This window comes from Bathymodiolus japonicus methanotrophic gill symbiont, assembly GCF_019721995.1.
Classification (GTDB): Bacteria; Pseudomonadota; Gammaproteobacteria; order Methylococcales; family Methylomonadaceae; genus Methyloprofundus.
In genome coordinates, this window is the sequence record NZ_BLYC01000006.1 from 43,952 (window position 1) to 63,926 (window position 19,975).

The following is a 19,975-nucleotide window of genomic DNA, read 5'->3' on the forward strand; positions in this document are numbered from 1 at the left end:
GATGGCCTTTTATTTTGTCTCCACCTTCGCTAACGCTCAGACTCCGACAAAACAACGGCCCTACGGCTATCGCGGACTAAAAATCATCACTTCGCTTAGGCTACGTTTCCCTGATTTTCAGCGGACGAACAAGTATGCTTGAGGCATTTGAACAGCAGAGCTATCATCTTCACTCTGAAACACTACTATCGCAAGGCATTGATTATCTTAAAGCATTCCCGGAACTTGACGAATACACCATAGAAGCAGCGGATGGACATTTTATTGATCATGCCTGCCATACTGAAAAAAACAGCAAGGGGAAAGTTTATGCGGCCGGGGGGGGGATTTACGCGTTGAATCTCAGAAGTGGGTTGCTCAGATTTCTTTGTCTGGTGACAAACGGAACTCAGAGACATCAAGAAATACCTGTGTTACGAGATCATATTGAAAAGCAAAACAGCGGGGAGTCGCTATTTTTGCGAAAGCTTGTTTTGGGCATCCCAGCCCAAGCAAGCGGCAAAAACTTAACGCGATTTCAAGGAAACTAAAGCTTGGTCTTCCAATACCCGCTCACTTGAAAATCAAATGCGCCTGACTGCAATGAGCTATAATTTAATGCGCGTGTTTGCAGAGATTTCAAAAACACAACAGCCAGAATTGATTCATCCATCGGATAAAAAATATAGCGAGGCTCTGGAGATAAGGCAGCAACAGGCCAAAAAACGAGATCGTTTTGTGAATCCATTATTTTTCCAGGCAAGAATATCTCGTATCAGCTCGTATACCATTCGAGCAGTTCAAAACGCAATAATAACAGGAATGTCTTTACAGTGCTTTATGAGCTCTCTTGTGGCGAGGTTAGTTTCACGGCCTCAATTGATAGGGGAACACTGATGATGTTTATAGCAAACCCCTACTTAATTCCCCTTAGGCAATAGCATTTGAAACGAATGAAAAGACTATTTTTTTTCATATAGTTGTAGCATATAGTTTCTCAGATAAATAATTTCCAAATTTGGAGCGCTTAAACTTAGGCGGTAACAACGAAATCTTCCCGCAATTTTTGCATAACACAAATCACTTTACTGGCATCATACATATAAGTGTTAAAAGTTTGCACAACTGAATCATGAAGATCTTCAAAAGTTTTAAAATACTTCATATGAGTCGAATCGCGTTTCGTATTTTTCCATAATTTCTCAATCGGATTAAAATCCGGCGAGAACGCAGGGAGACGTTCTACTGTCAAACGATCTACATTAGCTAACTTAAATTCCTTAATAACACCGCTTCCATGATACGGGGCACCATCTTCAATTAGAATAATCTTGCCTTTATAATAAGCCAGCAATTGTGTTAAAAACTCAACATAGCTTTCACCATTAAAACGCCCAGATGTTTCAGCGTGTTGTAATATCATTGGCTTATAACTCTCGATTAAGACGTTGTCGGCAATAGAATATATCGCTTCCATAAAAAGCTTCTGTGTTGGATATTTCTCATTTTTTAAGCTTTTAAGAATAGCTAAAAATTCTTGAGGCAGCCCAGCTTCTTTTAAAAGTCTAAGTGACTTTGGTTTTATCTCATAAGCCAATGATTCTCGGTATTGAAAACTCCCTCCTTCGAGTTCGATCGTACCAAACATTTTCAACCCTTTTCGAATCCCTGATGTTTTCACTGTGGGTTGCTCTCCTATTGGAGCCCAGGTTCGTGCCAATGAACCCCACATAGCAAATGACACCTCATCACCGAATAAAACGACACTCTTTTCTTCTACCGCCTTTTCCATAATGGCAGGCAATGTTTCTTCCAGCCACGTTTTTCTTTCAAGCTCGTACTTTTCTTCTTCTTGGCGATCAGTCACAAAACGAGCTTTTTGATAACTGAAGCCCAGTTTTTTCATTAGGCTTGATAAATAGTTCAAGTTATAACGAACTTCAAATTTTAACCAAATAAGCTCGGCAATCATCGCAGTATTCCATATTCCACAATGAAATCCATTGTCTTCTGGGCCTTTCTTTATCAACTCAACCAATCTATTTTTCTGGTCTTTAGTTAACTTTGACTTCCGACCACATCCTTGATAGTGTTGCCCTATTAACCAACCGACACCTTTATGCATGAATGTTTTCAGCCAATTTATAATGGTTTTTTCACAGACTCCCATTAGGCGTGCTATTTCTTTGATTCCCATGCATTCACTGAACCAGAGTAGAGCTTGAGTTAATCGATATAAACAAATATTACTTAGCTTGAGAGCTGTCGCCATATTTTTTTTTAGTCGGTCTACAATTGACTTTGAAAAAGTGAGGGATACCATTTTTGACTGTTTCCGTTAGTGTTGGGACGAAAATTATAAGCCAGTTTCCCCTCTGTCGTTTTTGTTTGTTCGGAAATTAATTTTCTGAAAGTCTATAGTTGTAGCATAGTTTCAATTTTACCATAAATAATTATTGGGAAACTTCAGTTAAATGGATATTAAAGTAATTATCTGGGTTGCGTTTGTCATATTGCTACTCATTATGACCGTGCAATGTGAAAAATCACACCCTGTTCAAGAAGCCGGAATACCATCAGAGCAAGTTGTTGTGGTGACAGAAGAAATAGTCGCTAATGAAACCGCAATAAGTTTAACCACAACGGTGGATGATTTTATAGTTTTAAATGGCGCTCTGTTATTTGCGCATGACGAGGCTGAATTATCTGATGACAGTAGGGCTATTCTGGATGAGCGGATAGCCAAATACCGAGGCAAGGTGAAAAACACTCTGGATATCGAGGTCATTGGCTATACTGATAATAGCGGTGATGCGAGCTATAATCAAAGCTTGTCGCTACGCAGGGCACAAGCAGTTGCAGACTATATAGAGCAACAAACAGATATTCCTCATAATGAAATCAAAGTGATCGGAATGGGAGCTACCGAATCGAAGTCGGATGCTACTACAGAGGAAAGCCAGGCCATAGAACGGCGGGTTGAAATTCACTTTATGGGAGTTATATTACAATAATAGCCTGATACCTCTCTGCTAAAAAAGGAGCTGTATCATTGCAATTTTAGATCTCGCTCCTTTTTACTTAATTAACCCCAAAAACCACTAAAAAACGATTTTTTACCCAGCGCTTTAAACATTTTAGTAATCGTGTAGTCAATACGCTTACGTACTAATTCCGCATCGTATCCTTGCTGTATCTCAGCTTCTGCCTTACTAATCCAGATAATGTCTTTGGTCACGGTATCAATTAATATAACCGCCAGTGTCGCATCAGGCACATTGCTTAAAACGGCAAGTTTGGATTTCGGATTTTGCTGGAGCTTTAAAGACTGCATATCTGCACCAAACTGGAATGCTACGCCTAATTCCGGATCGGTGGTGTTAAGGTGCAGGCCATGATCTTGCAGCTCACGATCAATAAAAAACTTAATTTCTCCTGCCAAATCCAGACCCGTAGGCTGCCATTTCCCACTGGGGTCATTCAGCGTAGACATAGTTTCTAGCCAGGTGTAAGTGTTGTAGTCACTAAGATCAGCTTGAGTGCCGACTTCTGTTTTAACCTCAATATCCCTGGTATAGGGTACGCAGCATTGTAAGAGTATTAACAGGCTAAAAGGCAATAGATATAACTGCAACATATTATGCACTTTCAATATCCTTATCCAGCCATGCCATAAATATCTCATAACCTAGTGCCAGAGTAATAGCACCGACAAATAGACCCAGAATTCCAACCCACATCATGCCACCAATAGCGCCGAGCAGGATAATCAGTGTGGGGTATCCATACCACGGCCTAAAAGCATGGGTTTGAGAAAGCTATCACTCATACTGACCACAATGCTCCATACGGCAAAAATTATTGCGGGTGTTGTTGCCGCGACTGAAAAGACATAAAACATGGCTGGAATCAGGACTGAAAGCGGGGGTAATTGCGCGACTGCAAGAATAAGAATCATTAAGGTCCAGAGCCCCCAGCCGGGTATATCCATAACATACATCCCCATTCCGGCGAGTGTCGCTTGAATCAAGGCTACGCCAAGTACCCCCTGCGCAACACTACGAATGGTAGCAATTGCAAGATTGGTAAACTGTGGTCCTTGTTCGCTATCAGTCAGCCGCGATGCAATTTTTACCGCTACATCGTAGGCTTTCTGGGTGTTGACTAAAAAAATCCCGGAGATAATGATAGAAAAAATAAATTGTAGAATGCTACCACCGACACCTGCGACAGCAGAAATAAACGCTTCCCCGAGCTTTTTAATCGCCGGGATATTTTGTTTTAGCGTATTTTCCAGATTATTAGAAGCCTGATTCCAGAAGGCATACACCTTATCCCCGATCAACGGCCATTCGCTAACACTTTTAGCCGGTGGCGGAACAACCAGGCTACCCTCACTAAAGCCTTTTGCCAGGTGCGCAGACGTTTCTACTAGTGAACTAGACAGCAGTATTGAGGGGCCAATTAACAGGCTTAATGCCAATAGTGTATAAAGTATTGCAGTGAGTTTAAAGCGTCTGCCAAGAGCCAGGCTTAGCTTGTTATAAAGTGGGAAAATAGCAACCGCAATAATAATCCCCCAGACCATAATAATTGTAAACGGCTTAATAATTTCAAAGCTGAAGTTTCCTAGTTTTTAAAGCATAAGAATATCAGCTAATGCTTATTTTTAAGCAATATTAGGTATTGCTAATATTAATGGCATTCCGCTGGCTAAAAGCCTTGAATTCTTTTTAAAAACAACAGGTTAATCGTTAATTAGGCCTAGTTTTACTGTATAATGAAAGTTTATAACACATTGATTATACAAATAAAACGACCTCATTCATGTTCATTTTACGCGATATTTTACTCCCGCTTCAAGATCATTTTTCCAAAACCACTTTAGGCCGCGAACGAGCCTCTCTGTTTGTTTACACGATCCTGTCTATTCTCGTTCCCTTTACGTCGTCGATGACATCTAATCTTTGGCGTTGCCTTGATACGTTGTTTGGGTTTGAGATCAAGAATAAGCGCTTTTACACTTTCATGGCTTCTTCAACTTTGCCGTGGGCTGGGCTGTGGAAAACTATCTGGGAGCTGATTCCGTCTCCTGAAACAGACAGGCGCGCCATGCTACCTCACGAAATTCCGGGACTCCTGTCGCCATAATTCGTTCACCTACGCAGCGGATGGGAGATGCCCTGAACGCCCTACGTCCGCAACGACTACGCACAAAAGCCGCTTCGTCATTACTACCTCACTGGCTGGACGGCTATTCGGTACGCAAAGAAAACTCGGCAAATAAACATATATCCAGATAATAAATTTTACTATCGTCAGTGAGTTTTTTCAGGGATAATAGAAAGATTTGCTAAGTCAGTTTAATTCCATAAGCGCATGAAACAAAAGTTAGAATCTCTCTTGGTACACGCCGTAGAAACACTGAAAACAGACGGTACTTTAGAGCGAGAACTCAATCCCAAAATCAATATTGAGCGTGCTCGTGATCTGCAGCACGGTGATTTTGCGACTAATCTAGCCATGATGCTGGCAAAACCCGCCAAAATGAACCCGCGTCAGCTAGCGGACAAAATCATTACAGCGCTACCTTTAGATAAAGCAATTACCAAAGTCGAGATTGCAGGCCCCGGGTTTATTAATTTTTTCATAGACCCTAAAGCGCAATACCAGATTATTACCACTATTCATGAGCAAGGTAAAAAGTTTGGGCTAAGCCAGATAGGTGTCGGTAAAAAGGTGCAGGTCGAGTTTGTTTCTGCCAATCCCACAGGACCTTTGCATGTCGGGCATGGGCGTGGCGCGGCATACGGTTCGGCGGTTGCTGACTTACTGACTGCAGTTGGTTTTGAAGTGGAACGTGAATACTACGTTAATGATGCAGGCCGGCAAATGGATATCCTTGCTGCCAGTGTCTGGCTACGTTACCTAGAAGAGTGTGGCGAAGTGCTTACTTTTCCCAGCAATGGTTATCGCGGCGATTATATACGCGAAATTGCAGCTAAGCTGCACCGTGAATCAAATAACGAATATCGCCACCCTGTGGCACTTGTTTTTGAAGAAATTCCCGCAGACGAGCCACAAGGTGGCGATAAGGACATTCATATAGATGCATTAATTGCTCGCGCAAAAACGCTGCTGGGTGATAAGCAATATCGTAATGTGTTCCAGGCGGGTCTCAATGAAATACTGGCTGATATCCGCCATGACTTAAGCGAGTTTGGTGTAGATTACCAGCAGTGGTTTTCTGAGCGTCAACTAATGGATGACGGCTCTATTAATGAAGCATTAAAGCGCCTGGGTGAAGCCGGGTATTTATATGAAAAAGATGGTGCAACCTGGTTTGCGTCCAGCCGCCTTGGCGATGAGAAAGACCGGGTAGTGGTGCGTGAAAATGGTCAAAGTACCTATTTCGCTTCAGATATCGCCTATCATATGCATAAGCTGGCGCGCGGCTTTGACCAGATCATTAATATCTGGGGCGCAGATCATCACGGCTATATTCCCCGGGTAAAGGCTGCTATGCAGGCACTGGGTGCAGACACTGAAAAGCTGAAGGTTTTACTGGTACAGTTTGCGGTGTTATACCGTGGTGGCGAGCAAGTGCAAATGTCCACGCGTTCAGGGTCATTTGTTACCTTGCGCCAGCTGCGTAATGAAGTGGGTCAGGATGCCGCACGTTTTTTCTATGTAATGCGCAAATCTGAGCAGCATATGGATTTTGATCTAAAGCTGGCCACGTCTAAAACTAATGAAAACCCTGTGTTTTATGTGCAATACGCGCATGCACGCGTCTGTAGCGTGTTAAAACAATTAGCTGAAAAAGGCTTGCAGCGTGATATCCAGACTGGGGATGATAATCTGGATAAACTAACTGTAGAGCAGGAAATCGCGTTGGTAAGTAGTCTGACCCGCTACCCTGAAGTACTGGAACGTGCAGCAGTGCAATTTGAGCCGCATTTATTAATCAATTATTTACGCGAATTAGCGGCCGAGTTTCATAGCTATTATAATGCTCAGCAATTTATTGTAGATGATGTCGCACTGCGTAATGCACGATTGAATTTAATTTATTCTGTCAAGCAGGTCATAGCAAATGGCTTAAGCCTACTCAGGATTAATACGCCGGAAGCAATGTAATGGCAAGAGACTATAAGCACAGAGCCAGTAAATCAGGCCAGGCTCCTAAACGTCAGGCACCAAAAATCAACAGGCGCACACCTGTTGCGCGAGCAAATTCTGCAAACGGGCAGGAGAGCGTGCCACTATGGCGCTGGGGATTGGTTATAATTTTGCTTGGCTTATTTGCTTATTTTTTATACAGCCTTTCCCAAACGCCAGAACCAAGCCAAGCCACTAGGCTAACTAAGCCTTTGGCTAGAGAGGTTAGCAAGCCAGTCGCTAAAAAAACGTCTAAACCCACTAAGAGCGTTAAAAAACCAGCAGCTCAGCATGATATTCAATATGATTTTTATACCATTCTCCCTGAAGCTGAATTTGTTATTCCCGATCATGAAGTAAAAACCCGCAAACGGGAAGAGCGGGTAGGTAAAGCTAAGGCGGGGGGGCAATACTCCGTTCAAGCGGGAGCTTTCCGTAAACACAAGGATGCCGATAGCTTGAAAGCAAAATTAATCATGATGGGCTTTTCGCCCAAGATTGAAAAAGCCGTGATAGGCTCAGCAACATGGTACCGAGTCAAAATGGGCCCATACAATCGACTGGCCTCAGTAGATGCCATACAATCCCGCCTTAAATCCAATAAAATGGATGCGCTGGTGATCGAAGTAAAAAAATAGCAGGGAAAAGGTGAAATACCCAGACGAACGATACAATGTCTTAGAATAAGCAACCCTTTAGCGGAAAGAACGACCTTTAGAATTAAGAAAAAATCATGGAAATTTTCAAAGAAATAATTCAAGTCGGTGGCTATGCCATCGAAGCAATGGGCGTTTTAATAATTTTAGTCGGTAGCTTCGTTGCCAGTGGGTGGTTTCTTTTGCACTTGAAAAAAACTGACCTGGCAGTTACTTACAATGCGTATCGCATAATGCTCGGTAGAATCATTCTATTAGGGCTGGAACTTCTATTGGCTGGTGATATAATCCGGACTGTTGTTATATCGCCTACGCTGGAGCAAGTTGGCGCATTGTCTGTTATCGTCTTAATTCGTACTTTTTTAGGCTTTACTCTAGAATTAGAAATTGAAGGGAAATGGCCCTGGCAAAAAATACCAAAAACCTAAGTGCCTAAGATAAAATTGAGAAAAATCAAGGGCCAGCCAGTAATACCGCCACCAGTCACAGCAATTCCTTGCACGATCAATTACCTGTGGTCGTTAAAGGGCTAGATAAAGTTTATGCAAACAATGGCTAATTGATATGTACATTTTTATAATACTACACGCAGTAGAACAGCCTGAATTCGAATAATCGTTATCGACAAGCTCAAAATCCAACTGCTTTATTAAGTAACTATCCGCTACAGGCTTTGTTGCCATGCGGCCTTAACCCATCTTCGTCACTTTTAGAACCACTATCCTTATATTTCAATACCCTGCATTTTTAAAAGTATCCAGTTGACACTACAAAAGGATTTAAAATTATTGATTTTAAAGGAGTTTTTATGATATCAATAAGCCATGAACGACAAATCAATAACTTATTGAATTAGACCCTGCAAAGATGGGTTACCATTCGAAATAAAAACGCTAAATCGAGCACTTTAACCTTCAAGTATTTTACCAGCTTGAAAATAAAAGTGTTTTACTCGATGTTCAAGTTTTTTAACTGATTGATTTTATTGATAATTTTACTGACAAAGAAAGCATCAACATCATTGTAAATCAATCACTTATAAAACAAAGCCGGAAAAATTTACTTTTCTTAGCCCAGTTATAGCTGAAAACTTGAACATCGAGTTTTACCCTAGCCCCCGGCTATAATCAATAAAGCCCTTATTGATGCTATTGATTTTGCGCTTATTGCGGCGGAATACGCCTATGCCTTCGCTGTCAGCCCCGGACGGGCTGATAGTCTCCAGAAGGCGCAGGGAAATTTGCCAATCCGAAGTGCGCGATAGCGCGCGAGGGAGGCTAAAATTTTATCCCGAATAGCCGTAGAGCCATTTGTGGTAGCCATGACTGAGCTGCTTTGTGCTCAGTCTGTGGCGGACGCAGGGCGGCTGGAGCATCTCCTATTCGCTGCGTAGGTGAACGAATTACGGCGACAGGAGTCCCGGAATTTCGTGAGGTAGCATGGCGCGCCTGCTCTTGACCCTCCGTTATTGGTATTACCTTCGATTGATACCAGCCGCCCGCCTTGAACTTTTTCGACTATGCCTGTGTGCCCAGCACCTCCGGGAGCTCCCGTATCTATAATAAAGGTCATGCCGGGCTGTACTAATTGTGGGTCATGCTTTACTTGCTCATGGGTGATGCGGCGAACTCCCTGCCTGCTTCATTCCAGTGATTCAGTACGCCTGCTGTCTTGATGCAGGGGTTGTCAAGTTCTTTTGCGGCTTCCTGAAAGCAAAAATGAATAAAGGCAGCGCACCAGGCATATCCACCATCGAGACCTGTGCTGGCAAGGTATTGTTCAATTCTTTCGCCTTTATTTGAACCTAAGGGTTGCTCCATCGTGCCAATCGCTGAAAATCATGGAAACGGAGCTTAGCGAAGTGGTGATTTTTAGTCCCTGATAGGCGACAGGGCAATTCGCTGATTCGACGTGTGCTAGCAGCACGCGAGAGGAGCAAGAATTGCATTCCGAATAGCCGTCCAGCCAGTTAGGTAGTAATGACGAAGCGGCTTTTGTGCGTAGTCGTTGCGGACGCAGGGCGTTCAGGGCATCTCCCATCCGCTGCGTAGGTGAACGAATTATGGCGACAGGAGTCCCGGAATTTCGTGAGGTAGCATGGCGCGCCTGTTCATTTTTTGCAAATGCAAGCATTTTTGCAAGCAATGGAGACTGCGTAGAACGTTCTGTTACTCGATGTTCAAGTTTTTGATATTGAGAAGGTAAAATCAGGTATTCTGAGGTTGTTGTAATTTTATCGGTGTAAGCCCATGTTAATGAATGCCCCAGCCACCTTTATCCAAAGCTATATTGACGATTTAAATGATGCGCTCAATCAGCTAAAACCCGGAGCCGCTTTGACACGGATTCAAGCCGCTTGGTTGGGCACTTGTTTAACGGGCATACTGCTAATGAACTCTGTTTGCTGGGCTAAGTTTGAGCGAGCAAGCCTTGGAGATTGCAAAGTAGCCGCATTATCCTGGGTGTTTCGTAAAGCAAGTATACCCTGGGACTGGTTGCTACGGGTGAGTGTGGTCTTAATTTTAAAACGTTATGGCATTACTGAAGGTGTGTTGGCCTTTGATGAATCAGACCGAGCACGATCTAAGTCTACAAAACGTATTTATAAGGTTTACAAGCAGAAACACAAAGGCTCCGGCGGGTATGTTAATGGACAAACGATAGTATTATTGCTGCTAGTTACCTCATCCATTACAGTGCCTGTCGGTTTTTTCTTTTATATGCCGGATCCAGCCTTAAAGCAGTGGGATAAAGAAGATAAACGGTTGAAAAAGAGCGGTATAGCAAAAAAAGATCGGCCTATTAAGCCTGAACGTACAGTGCCTACCCGACCAAAACAGAGATTGCATTAGGCTTATTAAAAGAGTTTAAAGTTGCGCATAGCCTGATTAAAATTAAAGGCGTACTGGCTGATGCGCTGTATGGTGAAAAAGCCTTTATGGACGAAGCCGCTAAAGAATCTGGAGGCTCGCAGGTGATTAGCCAATTACGTAAAAACCAAAATATTGAATATAGAGGTAGAATAAGGTCAGTCGAGAGCTACTTTAATTCGATTAACAAAGGCATTGATCAGATAATACGTGTACGTGGCGGCAAAGAGATTAAAGTGACTGTCAGCAGTGCACGATTAAAGGTGAGTTCTCACAGTAAAAAACGCTTTGTCATTGCCTTAAAATATGACGGTGAATCGGGGAGTCGCTATTTTTGCGAAAGCTTGTTTTGGGCATCCCAGCCCAAGCAAGCAGCAAAAACTTAACGCGACCACTTATGCCTCCGGCGGCCCCGATTCGTCCTCGTCACCTCGTCCCGACCCAACAAGGGGTCGGAACATAGGCTCCAAATGACTTGACGCCGTGTCGGATGGCCTTTTATTTTGTCTCCACCTTCGCTAACGCTCAGACTCCGACAAAACAACGGCCCTACGGCTATCGCGGACTAAAAATCTTCACTTCGCTAAAGCTCCGTTTCCAGGATTTTCAGCGGGGGAAACTGGCTTATAATTTTCGTCCCAACACTAACGGAAACAGTCAAAAATGGTATCCCTCACTTTTTCAAAGTCAATTGTAGACCGACTAAAAAAAAATATGGCGACAGCTCTCAAGCTAAGTAATATTTGTTTATATCGATTAACTCAAGCTCTACTCTGGTTCAGTGAATGCATGGGAATCAAAGAAATAGCACGCCTAATGGGAGTCTGTGAAAAAACCATTATAAATTGGCTGAAAACATTCATGCATAAAGGTGTCGGTTGGTTAATAGGACAACACTATCAAGGACGTGGTCGGAAGTCAAAGTTAACTAAAGACCAGAAAAATAAATTGGTTGAGTTGATAAAGAAAGGCCCAGAAGACAATGGATTTCATTGTGGAATATGGAATACTGCGATGATTGCCGAGCTTATTTGGTTAAAATCTGAAGTTCGTTATAACTTGAACTATCTTATCAAGCCTAATGAAAAAACTGGGCTTCAGTTATCAAAAAGCTCGTTTTGTGACTGATCGCCAAGAAGAAGAAAAGTACGAGCTTGTCGGGGAGTCGCTATTTTTGCGAAAGCTTGTTTTGGGCATCCCAGCCCAAGCAAGCAGCAAAAACTTAACGCGACCACTTATGCCTCCGGCGGCCCCGATTCGTCCTCGTCACCTCGTCCCGACCCAACAAGGGGTCGGAACATAGGCTCCAAATGACTTGACGCCGTGTCGGATGGCCTTTTATTTTGTCTCCACCTTCGCTAACGCTCAGACTCCGACAAAACAACGGCCCTACGGCTATCGCGGACTAAAAATCTTCACTTCGCTTAGGCTACGTTTCCCTGATTTTCAGCGAAAGACTATTTTTTTCATATAGTTGTAGCATAGTTTCAATTTTACCATAAATAATTATTGGGAAACTTCAGTTAATAAACAATCCCTCAACCACTTTACGGGCAGCACATAAGAATGACATGGTTGTTGTTATGAATCGTGATAACCCAACCGCTTTATTAGTTGATTTAGAAAAAATGGCACTGCCAGTCTTGAGTCCGTCAAGGTTTCCCTTGCAATTTCTTTATTTAAAAGCGGGATTATTTCTCTTGGTTCAGCTGCACGCATGGCAAATCATAATCTATCCGATATGATCACTTTACTCTCTAGTCTCAATATACCTCTGACTAGAAATAATGCGGATGATGCAAAAAATGATATAACAGTTGCCCGACAATGGCTCAAGCAAAACTCATGACAGTTGTTATTTCCGATGCGGAACCATTGATTGCTTTATCCCGAATTGGGAAACTAGACTTACTACAACAACTTTTCAACAAGTTTTTATTACAACGATTGTACGAGATGAAGTCCTGGAGAATGACCACTGCATAGGTAAAACCGACGTCATAAAAGCAATCGATGCAAACTGGCCCAAAGTTCAAAGCGATTGTATCGGAGGCTGGAAAACAATCAATTCTGGTGTAGATTCCGGAGAGGCTAGTGCAATATATCTTGCGTTATAAATGCCTGAAAGTACTCTTATTATTGATGACCAAGCGGGAAGAGCCGAGGCAAAATTCCAAAAAATAACCATAACCGGTACAGCTGCAATTGTGGCTATGGCAAAAATTCAGGGATACATTTCATCTGCAGGTGATGTATTACATGCTTTGCGTGAATCAGGGTATTACATTGGCGATGCTATTGTTGAGATGGTTTTACAGGATATTGGGAAATAGCTTTCATAACAAGATAGGCTGGCAAAGCTCCTCTGTCGATAATAAGGTATTTGAATTTTGCAGCATCCCACGTAAACAACTTATATCCTGTTCTGTATTATTTTTCCTTGCTTGTAATATAACTCCACTTTCTGAAGCAACTAGGGTTAGCTCTGCACCAGTATCCCAATGTTGTGATTCACGTATTGCTTTGGGGGTTACAATTTACCCTTTGCTTGATAATTTAACATAAGAAGACAGCATATTTTTCTCTGTAAGAATAAAAGTAAGACGTTAATTTATACGCTCTTTCTTCTTTGTCTTCAACAAACTAATTCCCTATAGTTCCAGGTATTGTTCCTGAATTGTTGGGCTTCGTTCCTCAGCACCAACCTACGCTGAAAATCATGGAAACGGAGCTTAGCGAAGTGGTGATTTTTAGTCCCTGATAAGCGACAGGGCAATTCGCTGATTCGACGTGTGCTAGCAGCACGCGAGAGGAGCAAGAATTGCATTCCGAATAGCCGTCCAGCCAGTGAGGTAGCATGGCGCGCCTGCATAATTAAGCTTCATCTGAGTATTTTGAAAACTTATTATCATATGCTTCTTCATTTCCACCTTGATCCCAGGATGAATCATATTTTTCTTTCATAGTATTTCTTAAATTCTATGTATTTACTGAGTTGGCTTTAGCAAATTCGCCTGAACAATTTTAATCTGTGACTTTATATATCTTTTATTATGCTCCAGTGAATCAGCTAAACGCTCATTCATATCAATTCTCCACCAGTCTTCCTGTTTTTCATGCTGGATGGCTAATTTGTCTAGCGACAATAAATCATAAATATTCACCCATTCATCTCCGACTTTAAGTGCCAGATTCGGATTGAAAAGATAATGACCCCGCTTGATGCGAAAAAATATTTTACGATTGTTTTTATCATCTTTAGTAAATTCATTTTTGGATAAAATACTGGAAAGATAAGCCCGCTTTTTTCTCCGTTCGGGTAAGACACTGTTGGGCATGTGCTGAACTGCATCCATAAAATCCTGACTAGAAAAAGCACCTGCCGAATATACTATTTTTTGGGGCAATGTACGATAAAATAAAGCAATCATCATATTCAACATAAAAAATTCCATTTGATGTTTGTCTAGTTTAATTAAACGTCCATCAACCTGAATACTAATACTTGTTGGTTCTAGTAGGAGGTAGGTGTCTGCTAATTTTTTACGTGCGTAATTCTCATCGCCACTTGCCTGAGAAAGTGCTATTTGTAAGGCGGTAAATCCATTTTCATCTACTTTTTCGGTATCCGCACCTTGTTCAAATAAGGCTTTAATGACCCCGACATTGCTCACCCATGCAGCAACCATTAATGGTGTCTGGTTAAATAGATTACGAAAATCGGGACCATATTGGTTCACTTGCTTTATGGCTGCATCCGGTTTTTTAAAGTTATAAGCTGCATAGTGCTTCTGCTGTAATAGCTGTAGTCCCTTAGCAGGATTCTTAGCCGGTTTAAAATCAGCTTTGATCAAGCTATTCAGTAGTTTACGGTCTTCATAAACCAAGGCATACTCAAATAATTCTAATTTCGCTTTTTTATTGTTTTGTTCAAAAGCTTGTTGTTTCAATGCTTCTAAACTCTCACCACTTATCACTGTCCAGTTTGGTGTTTTTTGTTTGAGAATTTCCTCACGAATACGCTCAGCTTGTTCCTGTTTTCCTTGTAGTTCCAGTTTATGTGCTTCTTGCCGCCAATCATCAAGGCTAGAGTTGCTATCGGCAATTTCCAGAGAGGCCTGAGCATTATCCAGTCCAAGTAAAGCTAGTAGTTGTTGTTTAGGCGCACTTTCTATCCAGTATAGATTTTTAATCGCACGGGTTAAGGCTACATACAGAGAGTTTATGTAAAACTTATAAATCTCTAATGATTTATCGGTTTTGTCTTTGGTACGGGAGAATTTAAGGTCTTTATCCAGGTCTTCAGCTGTGACACCTTTACTGATTTCCCGATAGCGTTGCTCTTCCTGAGACAGAAAATTGTAAAGAATAATATTTTCGTATTCCAGACCTTTAGCTTCTTGTATGGTAAAAACCAGTGGTGTACTAAAGTGCTTTTGCGCCATCGGTTTTTTCTCTGGGCTCATCACTATGACGGCAAAGCGTGTCGAAGCTTTGGTTTTTTTATCCAGCTCTTGTTTGATATGGTCGTTATCTTGTAAGAAAACCACTTCACCTTGCGTGTGACCGTTGCTTTCGACCAGGTAATGGCTTTCCTTATCAATCGAGCCAAAGCGGTTATTTTTGATTTTCAGTATTTTATTTGCAATCTCAGTCACCTGAGGTGAGTTCCGATAGTTGGTATTTAAAATACGAATCAGGTTTTCTGCTCCGCCTAAATCTTCTTGCTTATAAAATAGGCTTTTTACTTTTGACCAGGAAAAAAAGTTGGGATGAACTATCTGATTGGAGTCACCACATAAAATAAAATCATGCACATGATGCAGGGATTTTATAATCAAATAGAGCTGAATATTGGTCAGATCTTGTACTTCATCGACAATAATAAAATCATAACGTGCTTGCAGTTTATCTAAATACTGATGACTAACAACATTGCTATCATAGAGTTTATTGTCTTGTAAAAAACTGAGGTATTTTTCAAAAATACTATAAACGGCATCTCGCTCTGCTTGCAAGAAGATGGTTTCTTTTATACCTAAAGCTGAGTAGTCTTCTCGACTTAGCCAGCTTTTATCAGTTGCCGGTCCTGTAATGACACCACGGAATTCTTCAAATAATTTATGCGCATCATTCAGCTGCTTGCCTTGTTTATGGCGGCTAAACCATTGCTGGAAACGCTGAAAAGTGATGGGCTTGCCTTCGGGAACATGAATGCTTTCTAAAAATTCCTGAAACGATAGAAAATCTACTTGCTGATCTTCATTATCGTAGTTATGGGCATAATATAAATCACGTGAATTTTTGACTAGATAAGCCGACTGGGTCACATATAATACATCACCCACAGCATGTTTCATTTTTTCCAAAGTCAGTGCGGTTTTACCGCTACCCGCCGAACCAATAATTACCAGAGGCGACTGTAAGGCATAGACTGCTTGCTGACTATCATCAAATGAGACAATTTTATCCATCGGGGAGTCGCTATTTTTGCGAAAGCTTGTTTTGGGCATCCCAGCCCAAGCAAGCAGCAAAAACTTAACGCGACCACTTATGCCTCCGGCGGCCCCGATTCGTCCTCGTCACCTCGTCCCGACCCAACAAGGGGTCGGAACATAGGCTCCAAATGACTTGACGCCGTGTCGGATGGCCTTTTATTTTGTCTCCACCTTCGCTAACGCTCAGACTCCGAAAAAACAACGGCCCTACGGCTATCGCGGACTAAAAATCTTCACTTCGCTAAAGCTCCGTTTCCCTGATTTTCAGCGTTAGAAAATCCACAGGCTTGTACGGTCTTTACAGTTTCACGGTTTATATTGGCACCCACTAAGCGCACGGTAATGGGGTTTAGCAGATGCATGATTGCAGCGGCAATTTTATTACTACTAAGTACATGCTCTAGTAATAAAACTTCTCCGCCTGGCTTACAGACTCTCTTTAATTCTAGTATTCCCTGCTTTGGGCCGGGTACTGAACAAAACAGAAAAGTTCCAATAACACTATCAAAGTGGTTATCCGGGAAATCTAATTGTTGTACATCCATAATTGATAGATCCTGAATTCGTATAATAAGTGCATAACCCTCTGCAAGTATTGGCTAGACTAACACCTGTTGAATTAAGACAAGACATAGGTGTAAAGTAAACAGCTACCAAACAATTTACAGAGGCTACAAATGAGCTATACACACCTATGTCCTGAAGAAAGATATTATATAGAAATTGAATTAAAAAAGGGAACTTCACAGAATAAAATAGCAGAAGCCTTAGAACGAAGCCAAAGCAATATTTCACGCGAGATTAAACGCAATACAGGTCAAAGAGGCTACAGGCATAAACAAGCAGAAGATTTTGCCCAAGAACGACACAAAAACAAGCCTAAAGAGGTTAAATTAACGGATGAAATAAAAGGCATTGTTAATGTTCGCATTGAGGATGACTGGAGTCCTGAGCAGATTGCAGGGCGGTTAAAACAAAAAGGTATAATTAGTCTTCATCATGAAACAATCTACCAGCATATTCTGGCGGACAAAAAGGCAGGGGGTGAACTATACAAGCATCTTCGGCATCAGAACAAAACCTATCGCAAGCGGTATGGGTCAGCCCATAATAGGACAGGAATCCCTAATAGAGTCGATATAGATGAGCGTCCTGAAGAGGTCAACAACCGTAAGCGTATAGGTGATTGGGAGGCAGATACAATCATTGGGAAAAATCACAAAGGGGCGATTGTAACGTTGGATGAGCGAGTCTCTAAATTACGGTTGACCTTCCCTTTAGCGGGGAAAAAGGCTCAATATGTATTAGACGCAACTATTTTAATGCTTGATCCTATAAAAAGCTTTGTTAAAACAATTACTTTTGATAACGGGAAAGAGTTTACCCTGCATGAAAAAATAGCAGAAGCACTAGGCTGTGATACGTATTTTGCGACTCCCTACAGCTCTTGGGAAAGAGGGCAAAATGAGAATGCTAATGGCTTATTAAGACAGTATTTCCCTAAAGTAATGGAGTTGATTGATGTTACGATAAAAGAGGTTTTTATAGCCGTTGATAAGCTAAATAGTCGCCCTAAAAAGTGTCTCAATTACAAAACACCTTATGAGGTATTTGAAGAGCTGACTGGGATAGATATGAAAAATTTATTGGGTTATGTACTTATGACTTGAATTCAGGGATCAACGACTACTCCCAGATGCTGGCTTTTCTTTTTAGCTTCATTGATCATTGCAGGACTGAAGTCAATTGCAGTTATTGCTTTAGCCGGATAATAGGAGAAATTTTTTCCTGTTCCGACACCGACCTCAAGGATCTTTTCTCCATGAATTTTCTGCCAGATCTTTTCTCTTAATGCTCCCATCATCATTTTTTCCATCATACTTTCTATGCGTTCAAAATAGGGTGCCAAACGATCGTAGCGTTTTCTTATGATTTCGGTTTCATTTTCCACTGTTCTTGAGTCTCAATTATATGTTTTGGTTTCACTGCAAAAGGCGTGCTAAAGCCACGCCCTACGCTTTTTATTTCTACACAGCTATGGGCGCTGCGATATGCGGGTGTGGATCGTATCCTACGATTTCAAAATCTTCAAAACGGTAGTCGAAAATACTATCAGGTTTACGTTTGATAATCAGTTTAGGTAATGCTCTGGGTTCGCGCTGTAATTGTATTTTCGCCTGCTCAAAATGGTTGCTGTATAAATGACAATCACCAATTGAAATAATTATTTCACCAACATCCAGATCGCATTGCTGAGCAATCATGTGCGTAAATATTGCCAGACTACAAGTATTATACGGATTGCCTAAAAACAGATCATTACTTCTGATATACAGCGATCCGCTTAGTTTTCCATCAGCCACATACCATTGATAAAGTAAGTGGCAGGGCGGTAAGGCCATTTTTCCATTAGCTACATTTTCTTGCGGCGATTTTGTTTCATCTGGTAGATCGGCAACATTCCAGCCGCTGATAATATGTCGGCGGCTATCTGGATTGTTTTTTATGCCAGATATTAATGCGGCTACCTGGTCATAACTCTCACCTTCTACGCCTTTCCAATGCCGCCACTGTGCTCCATAAACAGGACCAAGCTCACCTGCTTCAGTCGCCCATTCATTCCAGATTGAGACACCATGCTCGCTTAGATATTTTATATTTGTATCGCCTTTAAGAAACCAGAGTAGCTCATGAATAATAGATTTAGTATGTAAGCGCTTGGTGGTAACTAAAGGTAGCCCTTCCTGTAAATTAAAGCGTATCTGACGGCCGAATAGAGATTTTGTACCTGTTCCGGTACGATCTCCTTTTAAGCAGCCTGTAGTAAGTGTTTCTTCTAGTAATTCGAGATATTGTTTCATGATCTTATTTGAATTAGCGGGCTAAAGCACCGCCCTACGGTAAAAACTGCATTGTAGGGCGGTGCTTTAGCCCACTGTTTAAATTAGTCAGGTAGGCTGTTTTTTGTATACGCTATGCTCAACAAAATTATTCCAACAACGATTAATGGCGCTGACAGAATTTGCCCCATAGTTAACCAGTCCATTGCCAGATAGCCTAGATGCGCATCGGGAACCCGGTAGAACTCTACTATAAAGCGAAAGATTCCATAGAATAATGCGAACATGCCCGAAACTGCCATATAGGGTCTTTGCTTATTTGAGTAAATCCATAAAATCAAAAAGAGAGCAAGGCCTTCTAATCCCGCTTCGTATAATTGTGAAGGATGTCTAGCTATAGGCCCTGCGCCAGGAAATACAAATGCCCAGTAAACATCAGTAGGTCTACCCCATAATTCTGCATTGATAAAATTCCCTATACGTCCAAAGAATAATCCGACGGGTACAACTGGCGCAATAAAATCAGTGAGTGCCAGCATAGTACATTGGTTCTTACGGGCTGATACCCACATGGCAATAATCACACCTAATAATCCACCATGAAATGACATGCCGCCTTCCCAGACTTTAAACAGTATTAGAGGGTTATCAATGAACTGTGGAAAATTATAAAAGATTATATAACCCAATCTTCCTCCAAAAATAACCCCCATCGCTGCATAAAAAACCAGGTCTTCTAAGGCATCCGGCTTAATTGGTGAATAGCTTCTGGTTACACGCTTAGTTAGCAATAACCAGGCTCCCCCTATGCCGATTAAATACATAAGCCCATACCAGTGAACTTTAATTGGGCCTAGACTAATTGCAACTGGATCTATAATTGGGTAAGTAAGCATGAGTTTTAGTGTAGTAAAAAAAAGGGCGAATTAGCTTTTCGCTAATCCGCCCTATGATACCAAACTTATTAGCGG

General features: G+C 41.7%; 35 protein-coding genes and 1 pseudogene. 23 read left to right on the top strand and 13 right to left on the bottom strand.

The features are described from left to right. The first annotated feature begins 1 nt into the window (after position 1). From K6984_RS10140 to K6984_RS10150, 3 genes are read left to right on the top strand one after another with little or no spacing between them, the layout of a single operon-like run. Positions 2-142 (top strand): hypothetical protein, encoded by a 141-nt coding sequence (locus K6984_RS10140; RefSeq protein WP_221895437.1) that lies wholly within the window; start codon positions 2-4, stop codon positions 140-142. After that, entirely contained in the window at positions 135-530 is a 396-nt protein-coding gene (locus tag K6984_RS10145) for a hypothetical protein (RefSeq protein ID WP_221895438.1), read from the top strand. The genes K6984_RS10140 and K6984_RS10145 overlap by 8 nt, the downstream gene beginning before the upstream one ends. Positions 531-567: 37 nt before the next feature. Then, complete coding sequence (locus K6984_RS10150; protein WP_221895439.1) at positions 568-876, top strand: hypothetical protein; 309 nt, start codon at positions 568-570, stop codon at positions 874-876. Positions 877-1,012: 136 nt separating this feature from the next. On the opposite strand, the gene K6984_RS10155 is transcribed toward K6984_RS10150, so the two are convergent. Beyond that, the gene (locus tag K6984_RS10155) at positions 1,013-2,302 is read right to left on the bottom strand and encodes an IS630 family transposase (protein ID WP_221894531.1); all 1,290 of its coding nucleotides are present in this window, start codon (positions 2,300-2,302) and stop codon (positions 1,013-1,015) included. Between the two features lie 151 nt (positions 2,303-2,453). Between K6984_RS10155 and K6984_RS10160 the strand changes: the two genes are divergently transcribed. Then, positions 2,454-2,993: an OmpA family protein gene (locus K6984_RS10160; RefSeq protein ID WP_221895440.1), complete on the top strand. Its 540-nt coding sequence runs from the start codon at positions 2,454-2,456 to the stop codon at positions 2,991-2,993. Between the two features lie 71 nt (positions 2,994-3,064). Here K6984_RS10160 and K6984_RS10165 read toward each other — a convergent pair whose 3' ends face one another. The 3 genes from K6984_RS10165 to K6984_RS10175 form a co-directional block, all read right to left on the bottom strand. Beyond that, positions 3,065-3,598, bottom strand: coding sequence for a DUF4136 domain-containing protein (locus tag K6984_RS10165; protein WP_221895441.1), 534 nt, complete (start codon positions 3,596-3,598; stop codon positions 3,065-3,067). A gap of 150 nt (positions 3,599-3,748) precedes the next feature. Then, positions 3,749-4,591, bottom strand: a complete 843-nt coding sequence (locus tag K6984_RS10170; protein WP_338024484.1) for an AI-2E family transporter — start codon at positions 4,589-4,591, stop codon at positions 3,749-3,751. Positions 4,592-5,047: 456 nt separating this feature from the next. Continuing rightward, positions 5,048-5,194 (bottom strand): hypothetical protein, encoded by a 147-nt coding sequence (locus K6984_RS10175; RefSeq protein ID WP_221895443.1) that lies wholly within the window; start codon positions 5,192-5,194, stop codon positions 5,048-5,050. Here K6984_RS10175 and K6984_RS33115 point away from each other — a divergent pair. From K6984_RS33115 to K6984_RS10190, 4 genes are all read left to right on the top strand, one after another. Next, positions 5,151-5,282 (top strand): hypothetical protein, encoded by a 132-nt coding sequence (locus tag K6984_RS33115; protein ID WP_263458706.1) that lies wholly within the window; start codon positions 5,151-5,153, stop codon positions 5,280-5,282. The two genes, K6984_RS10175 and K6984_RS33115, sit on opposite strands and share 44 nt — an antisense overlap. A gap of 76 nt (positions 5,283-5,358) precedes the next feature. Continuing rightward, positions 5,359-7,119 (top strand): arginine--tRNA ligase, encoded by a 1,761-nt coding sequence (gene argS / locus K6984_RS10180; RefSeq protein WP_221895444.1) that lies wholly within the window; start codon positions 5,359-5,361, stop codon positions 7,117-7,119. Between the two features lie 152 nt (positions 7,120-7,271). Next, the gene (locus K6984_RS10185; protein ID WP_230988008.1) at positions 7,272-7,778 is read left to right on the top strand and encodes an SPOR domain-containing protein; all 507 of its coding nucleotides are present in this window, start codon (positions 7,272-7,274) and stop codon (positions 7,776-7,778) included. A 95-nt stretch (positions 7,779-7,873) separates the two neighbouring features. Continuing rightward, positions 7,874-8,224 (top strand): DUF1622 domain-containing protein, encoded by a 351-nt coding sequence (locus K6984_RS10190; protein ID WP_221895446.1) that lies wholly within the window; start codon positions 7,874-7,876, stop codon positions 8,222-8,224. A 754-nt stretch (positions 8,225-8,978) separates the two neighbouring features. On the opposite strand, the gene K6984_RS10195 is transcribed toward K6984_RS10190, so the two are convergent. Beyond that, positions 8,979-9,119, bottom strand: coding sequence for a hypothetical protein (locus K6984_RS10195; RefSeq protein WP_221895447.1), 141 nt, complete (start codon positions 9,117-9,119; stop codon positions 8,979-8,981). 12 nt (positions 9,120-9,131) lie between these two features. On the opposite strand from K6984_RS10195, the gene K6984_RS33120 reads away from it, so the two are divergent. Beyond that, positions 9,132-9,254, top strand: a complete 123-nt coding sequence (locus K6984_RS33120) for a hypothetical protein (protein WP_263458707.1) — start codon at positions 9,132-9,134, stop codon at positions 9,252-9,254. A 143-nt stretch (positions 9,255-9,397) separates the two neighbouring features. Here K6984_RS33120 and K6984_RS10205 read toward each other — a convergent pair whose 3' ends face one another. Beyond that, on the bottom strand, positions 9,398-9,616 hold the full coding sequence (locus K6984_RS10205; RefSeq protein WP_221895449.1) for a hypothetical protein: 219 nt from the start codon (positions 9,614-9,616) through the stop codon (positions 9,398-9,400). Then, entirely contained in the window at positions 9,591-9,836 is a 246-nt protein-coding gene (locus tag K6984_RS10210; RefSeq protein ID WP_221895450.1) for a hypothetical protein, read from the bottom strand. The genes K6984_RS10205 and K6984_RS10210 overlap by 26 nt, the downstream gene beginning before the upstream one ends. On the opposite strand from K6984_RS10210, the gene K6984_RS10215 reads away from it, so the two are divergent. The 11 genes and pseudogenes from K6984_RS10215 (at position 9,793) to K6984_RS10250 (ending at position 12,999) form a co-directional block, all read left to right on the top strand. Continuing rightward, entirely contained in the window at positions 9,793-9,987 is a 195-nt protein-coding gene (locus tag K6984_RS10215; protein ID WP_221895451.1) for a hypothetical protein, read from the top strand. The genes K6984_RS10210 and K6984_RS10215 overlap by 44 nt on opposite strands. A 58-nt stretch (positions 9,988-10,045) precedes the next feature. Continuing rightward, positions 10,046-10,648, top strand: a complete 603-nt coding sequence (locus tag K6984_RS10220) for a transposase (protein WP_221895452.1) — start codon at positions 10,046-10,048, stop codon at positions 10,646-10,648. Positions 10,649-10,734: 86 nt separating this feature from the next. Further along, a complete protein-coding gene (locus tag K6984_RS10225) occupies positions 10,735-11,052 on the top strand; it encodes a hypothetical protein (RefSeq protein ID WP_221895453.1) in 318 nt (105 codons plus the stop codon). Continuing rightward, the gene (locus K6984_RS33125; protein ID WP_263458596.1) at positions 11,001-11,129 is read left to right on the top strand and encodes a hypothetical protein; all 129 of its coding nucleotides are present in this window, start codon (positions 11,001-11,003) and stop codon (positions 11,127-11,129) included. The genes K6984_RS10225 and K6984_RS33125 overlap by 52 nt, the downstream gene beginning before the upstream one ends. A gap of 27 nt (positions 11,130-11,156) precedes the next feature. After that, on the top strand, positions 11,157-11,363 hold the full coding sequence (locus tag K6984_RS10230) for a hypothetical protein (protein ID WP_221895454.1): 207 nt from the start codon (positions 11,157-11,159) through the stop codon (positions 11,361-11,363). Further along, positions 11,330-11,794, top strand: coding sequence for a helix-turn-helix domain-containing protein (locus K6984_RS10235; protein WP_221895455.1), 465 nt, complete (start codon positions 11,330-11,332; stop codon positions 11,792-11,794). The genes K6984_RS10230 and K6984_RS10235 overlap by 34 nt, the downstream gene beginning before the upstream one ends. A 46-nt stretch (positions 11,795-11,840) precedes the next feature. Further along, a complete protein-coding gene (locus K6984_RS33130; RefSeq protein ID WP_263458596.1) occupies positions 11,841-11,969 on the top strand; it encodes a hypothetical protein in 129 nt (42 codons plus the stop codon). A gap of 27 nt (positions 11,970-11,996) precedes the next feature. Continuing rightward, positions 11,997-12,140 (top strand): hypothetical protein, encoded by a 144-nt coding sequence (locus K6984_RS10240; RefSeq protein WP_221895456.1) that lies wholly within the window; start codon positions 11,997-11,999, stop codon positions 12,138-12,140. 183 nt (positions 12,141-12,323) lie between these two features. Further along, a pseudogene (locus K6984_RS36100) lies at positions 12,324-12,515 on the top strand (UPF0175 family protein); the annotation flags it as partial. Continuing rightward, complete coding sequence (locus tag K6984_RS36910) at positions 12,512-12,652, top strand: PIN domain-containing protein (RefSeq protein WP_476693189.1); 141 nt, start codon at positions 12,512-12,514, stop codon at positions 12,650-12,652. The pseudogene K6984_RS36100 and the gene K6984_RS36910, both read left to right, overlap by 4 nt. 131 nt (positions 12,653-12,783) lie before the next feature. Continuing rightward, the gene (locus tag K6984_RS10250) at positions 12,784-12,999 is read left to right on the top strand and encodes a PIN domain-containing protein (protein ID WP_221895457.1); all 216 of its coding nucleotides are present in this window, start codon (positions 12,784-12,786) and stop codon (positions 12,997-12,999) included. A 361-nt stretch (positions 13,000-13,360) separates the two neighbouring features. Here K6984_RS10250 and K6984_RS10255 read toward each other — a convergent pair whose 3' ends face one another. Further along, positions 13,361-13,525 (bottom strand): hypothetical protein, encoded by a 165-nt coding sequence (locus K6984_RS10255; protein ID WP_221895458.1) that lies wholly within the window; start codon positions 13,523-13,525, stop codon positions 13,361-13,363. 128 nt (positions 13,526-13,653) lie between these two features. Beyond that, entirely contained in the window at positions 13,654-16,179 is a 2,526-nt protein-coding gene (locus tag K6984_RS10260) for a UvrD-helicase domain-containing protein (RefSeq protein WP_221895459.1), read from the bottom strand. Between K6984_RS10260 and K6984_RS33135 the strand changes: the two genes are divergently transcribed. Both K6984_RS33135 and K6984_RS33140 read left to right on the top strand, forming a co-directional pair. Beyond that, positions 16,157-16,285, top strand: a complete 129-nt coding sequence (locus K6984_RS33135; protein WP_263458596.1) for a hypothetical protein — start codon at positions 16,157-16,159, stop codon at positions 16,283-16,285. The two genes, K6984_RS10260 and K6984_RS33135, sit on opposite strands and share 23 nt — an antisense overlap. Before the next feature lie 27 nt (positions 16,286-16,312). Continuing rightward, complete coding sequence (locus K6984_RS33140; RefSeq protein ID WP_263458708.1) at positions 16,313-16,438, top strand: hypothetical protein; 126 nt, start codon at positions 16,313-16,315, stop codon at positions 16,436-16,438. Here K6984_RS33140 and K6984_RS10265 read toward each other — a convergent pair. Next, positions 16,398-16,709, bottom strand: a complete 312-nt coding sequence (locus K6984_RS10265) for a class I SAM-dependent methyltransferase (protein WP_221895460.1) — start codon at positions 16,707-16,709, stop codon at positions 16,398-16,400. The genes K6984_RS33140 and K6984_RS10265 overlap by 41 nt on opposite strands. Positions 16,710-16,841: 132 nt before the next feature. On the opposite strand from K6984_RS10265, the gene K6984_RS10270 reads away from it, so the two are divergent. Next, the gene (locus tag K6984_RS10270) at positions 16,842-17,834 is read left to right on the top strand and encodes an IS30 family transposase (RefSeq protein WP_221895461.1); all 993 of its coding nucleotides are present in this window, start codon (positions 16,842-16,844) and stop codon (positions 17,832-17,834) included. Between the two features lie 2 nt (positions 17,835-17,836). On the opposite strand, the gene K6984_RS10275 is transcribed toward K6984_RS10270, so the two are convergent. From K6984_RS10275 to lgt, 3 genes are all read right to left on the bottom strand, one after another. Continuing rightward, on the bottom strand, positions 17,837-18,043 hold the full coding sequence (locus K6984_RS10275; protein ID WP_221895462.1) for a class I SAM-dependent methyltransferase: 207 nt from the start codon (positions 18,041-18,043) through the stop codon (positions 17,837-17,839). A gap of 148 nt (positions 18,044-18,191) precedes the next feature. Then, the gene (locus K6984_RS10280) at positions 18,192-19,025 is read right to left on the bottom strand and encodes a thymidylate synthase (RefSeq protein WP_221895463.1); all 834 of its coding nucleotides are present in this window, start codon (positions 19,023-19,025) and stop codon (positions 18,192-18,194) included. Positions 19,026-19,108: 83 nt separating this feature from the next. Further along, positions 19,109-19,900 (bottom strand): prolipoprotein diacylglyceryl transferase, encoded by a 792-nt coding sequence (gene lgt, locus K6984_RS10285; protein ID WP_221895464.1) that lies wholly within the window; start codon positions 19,898-19,900, stop codon positions 19,109-19,111. Positions 19,901-19,975: the final 75 nt, after the last annotated feature.

What these genes read in the sequence shown, in the direction of transcription:
- K6984_RS10140 (WP_221895437.1), top strand. Translation starts at nt 2, where the DNA reads ATGGCCTTTTATTTTGTCTCCACCTTCGCTAACGCTCAGACTCCGACA.
- K6984_RS10145 (WP_221895438.1), top strand. Translation starts at nt 135, where the DNA reads ATGCTTGAGGCATTTGAACAGCAGAGCTATCATCTTCACTCTGAAACA.
- K6984_RS10150 (WP_221895439.1), top strand. Translation starts at nt 568, where the DNA reads ATGCGCCTGACTGCAATGAGCTATAATTTAATGCGCGTGTTTGCAGAG.
- K6984_RS10155 (WP_221894531.1), bottom strand. Translation starts at nt 2,302, where the DNA reads ATGGTATCCCTCACTTTTTCAAAGTCAATTGTAGACCGACTAAAAAAA.
- K6984_RS10160 (WP_221895440.1), top strand. Translation starts at nt 2,454, where the DNA reads ATGGATATTAAAGTAATTATCTGGGTTGCGTTTGTCATATTGCTACTC.
- K6984_RS33115 (WP_263458706.1), top strand. Translation starts at nt 5,151, where the DNA reads ATGGGAGATGCCCTGAACGCCCTACGTCCGCAACGACTACGCACAAAA.
- argS (WP_221895444.1), top strand. Translation starts at nt 5,359, where the DNA reads ATGAAACAAAAGTTAGAATCTCTCTTGGTACACGCCGTAGAAACACTG.
- K6984_RS10190 (WP_221895446.1), top strand. Translation starts at nt 7,874, where the DNA reads ATGGAAATTTTCAAAGAAATAATTCAAGTCGGTGGCTATGCCATCGAA.
- K6984_RS10195 (WP_221895447.1), bottom strand. Translation starts at nt 9,119, where the DNA reads ATGGCTACCACAAATGGCTCTACGGCTATTCGGGATAAAATTTTAGCC.
- K6984_RS10205 (WP_221895449.1), bottom strand. Translation starts at nt 9,616, where the DNA reads ATGGAGCAACCCTTAGGTTCAAATAAAGGCGAAAGAATTGAACAATAC.
- K6984_RS10210 (WP_221895450.1), bottom strand. Translation starts at nt 9,836, where the DNA reads ATGGGAGATGCCCTGAACGCCCTGCGTCCGCAACGACTACGCACAAAA.
- K6984_RS10220 (WP_221895452.1), top strand. Translation starts at nt 10,046, where the DNA reads ATGTTAATGAATGCCCCAGCCACCTTTATCCAAAGCTATATTGACGAT.
- K6984_RS10225 (WP_221895453.1), top strand. Translation starts at nt 10,735, where the DNA reads ATGGACGAAGCCGCTAAAGAATCTGGAGGCTCGCAGGTGATTAGCCAA.
- K6984_RS10230 (WP_221895454.1), top strand. Translation starts at nt 11,157, where the DNA reads ATGGCCTTTTATTTTGTCTCCACCTTCGCTAACGCTCAGACTCCGACA.
- K6984_RS10235 (WP_221895455.1), top strand. Translation starts at nt 11,330, where the DNA reads ATGGTATCCCTCACTTTTTCAAAGTCAATTGTAGACCGACTAAAAAAA.
- K6984_RS10240 (WP_221895456.1), top strand. Translation starts at nt 11,997, where the DNA reads ATGGCCTTTTATTTTGTCTCCACCTTCGCTAACGCTCAGACTCCGACA.
- K6984_RS36910 (WP_476693189.1), top strand. Translation starts at nt 12,512, where the DNA reads ATGACAGTTGTTATTTCCGATGCGGAACCATTGATTGCTTTATCCCGA.
- K6984_RS10250 (WP_221895457.1), top strand. Translation starts at nt 12,784, where the DNA reads ATGCCTGAAAGTACTCTTATTATTGATGACCAAGCGGGAAGAGCCGAG.
- K6984_RS10255 (WP_221895458.1), bottom strand. Translation starts at nt 13,525, where the DNA reads ATGCTACCTCACTGGCTGGACGGCTATTCGGAATGCAATTCTTGCTCC.
- K6984_RS10260 (WP_221895459.1), bottom strand. Translation starts at nt 16,179, where the DNA reads ATGCCCAAAACAAGCTTTCGCAAAAATAGCGACTCCCCGATGGATAAA.
- K6984_RS33140 (WP_263458708.1), top strand. Translation starts at nt 16,313, where the DNA reads ATGGCCTTTTATTTTGTCTCCACCTTCGCTAACGCTCAGACTCCGAAA.
- K6984_RS10265 (WP_221895460.1), bottom strand. Translation starts at nt 16,709, where the DNA reads ATGGATGTACAACAATTAGATTTCCCGGATAACCACTTTGATAGTGTT.
- K6984_RS10270 (WP_221895461.1), top strand. Translation starts at nt 16,842, where the DNA reads ATGAGCTATACACACCTATGTCCTGAAGAAAGATATTATATAGAAATT.
- K6984_RS10275 (WP_221895462.1), bottom strand. Translation starts at nt 18,043, where the DNA reads ATGATGGAAAAAATGATGATGGGAGCATTAAGAGAAAAGATCTGGCAG.
- K6984_RS10280 (WP_221895463.1), bottom strand. Translation starts at nt 19,025, where the DNA reads ATGAAACAATATCTCGAATTACTAGAAGAAACACTTACTACAGGCTGC.
- lgt (WP_221895464.1), bottom strand. Translation starts at nt 19,900, where the DNA reads ATGCTTACTTACCCAATTATAGATCCAGTTGCAATTAGTCTAGGCCCA.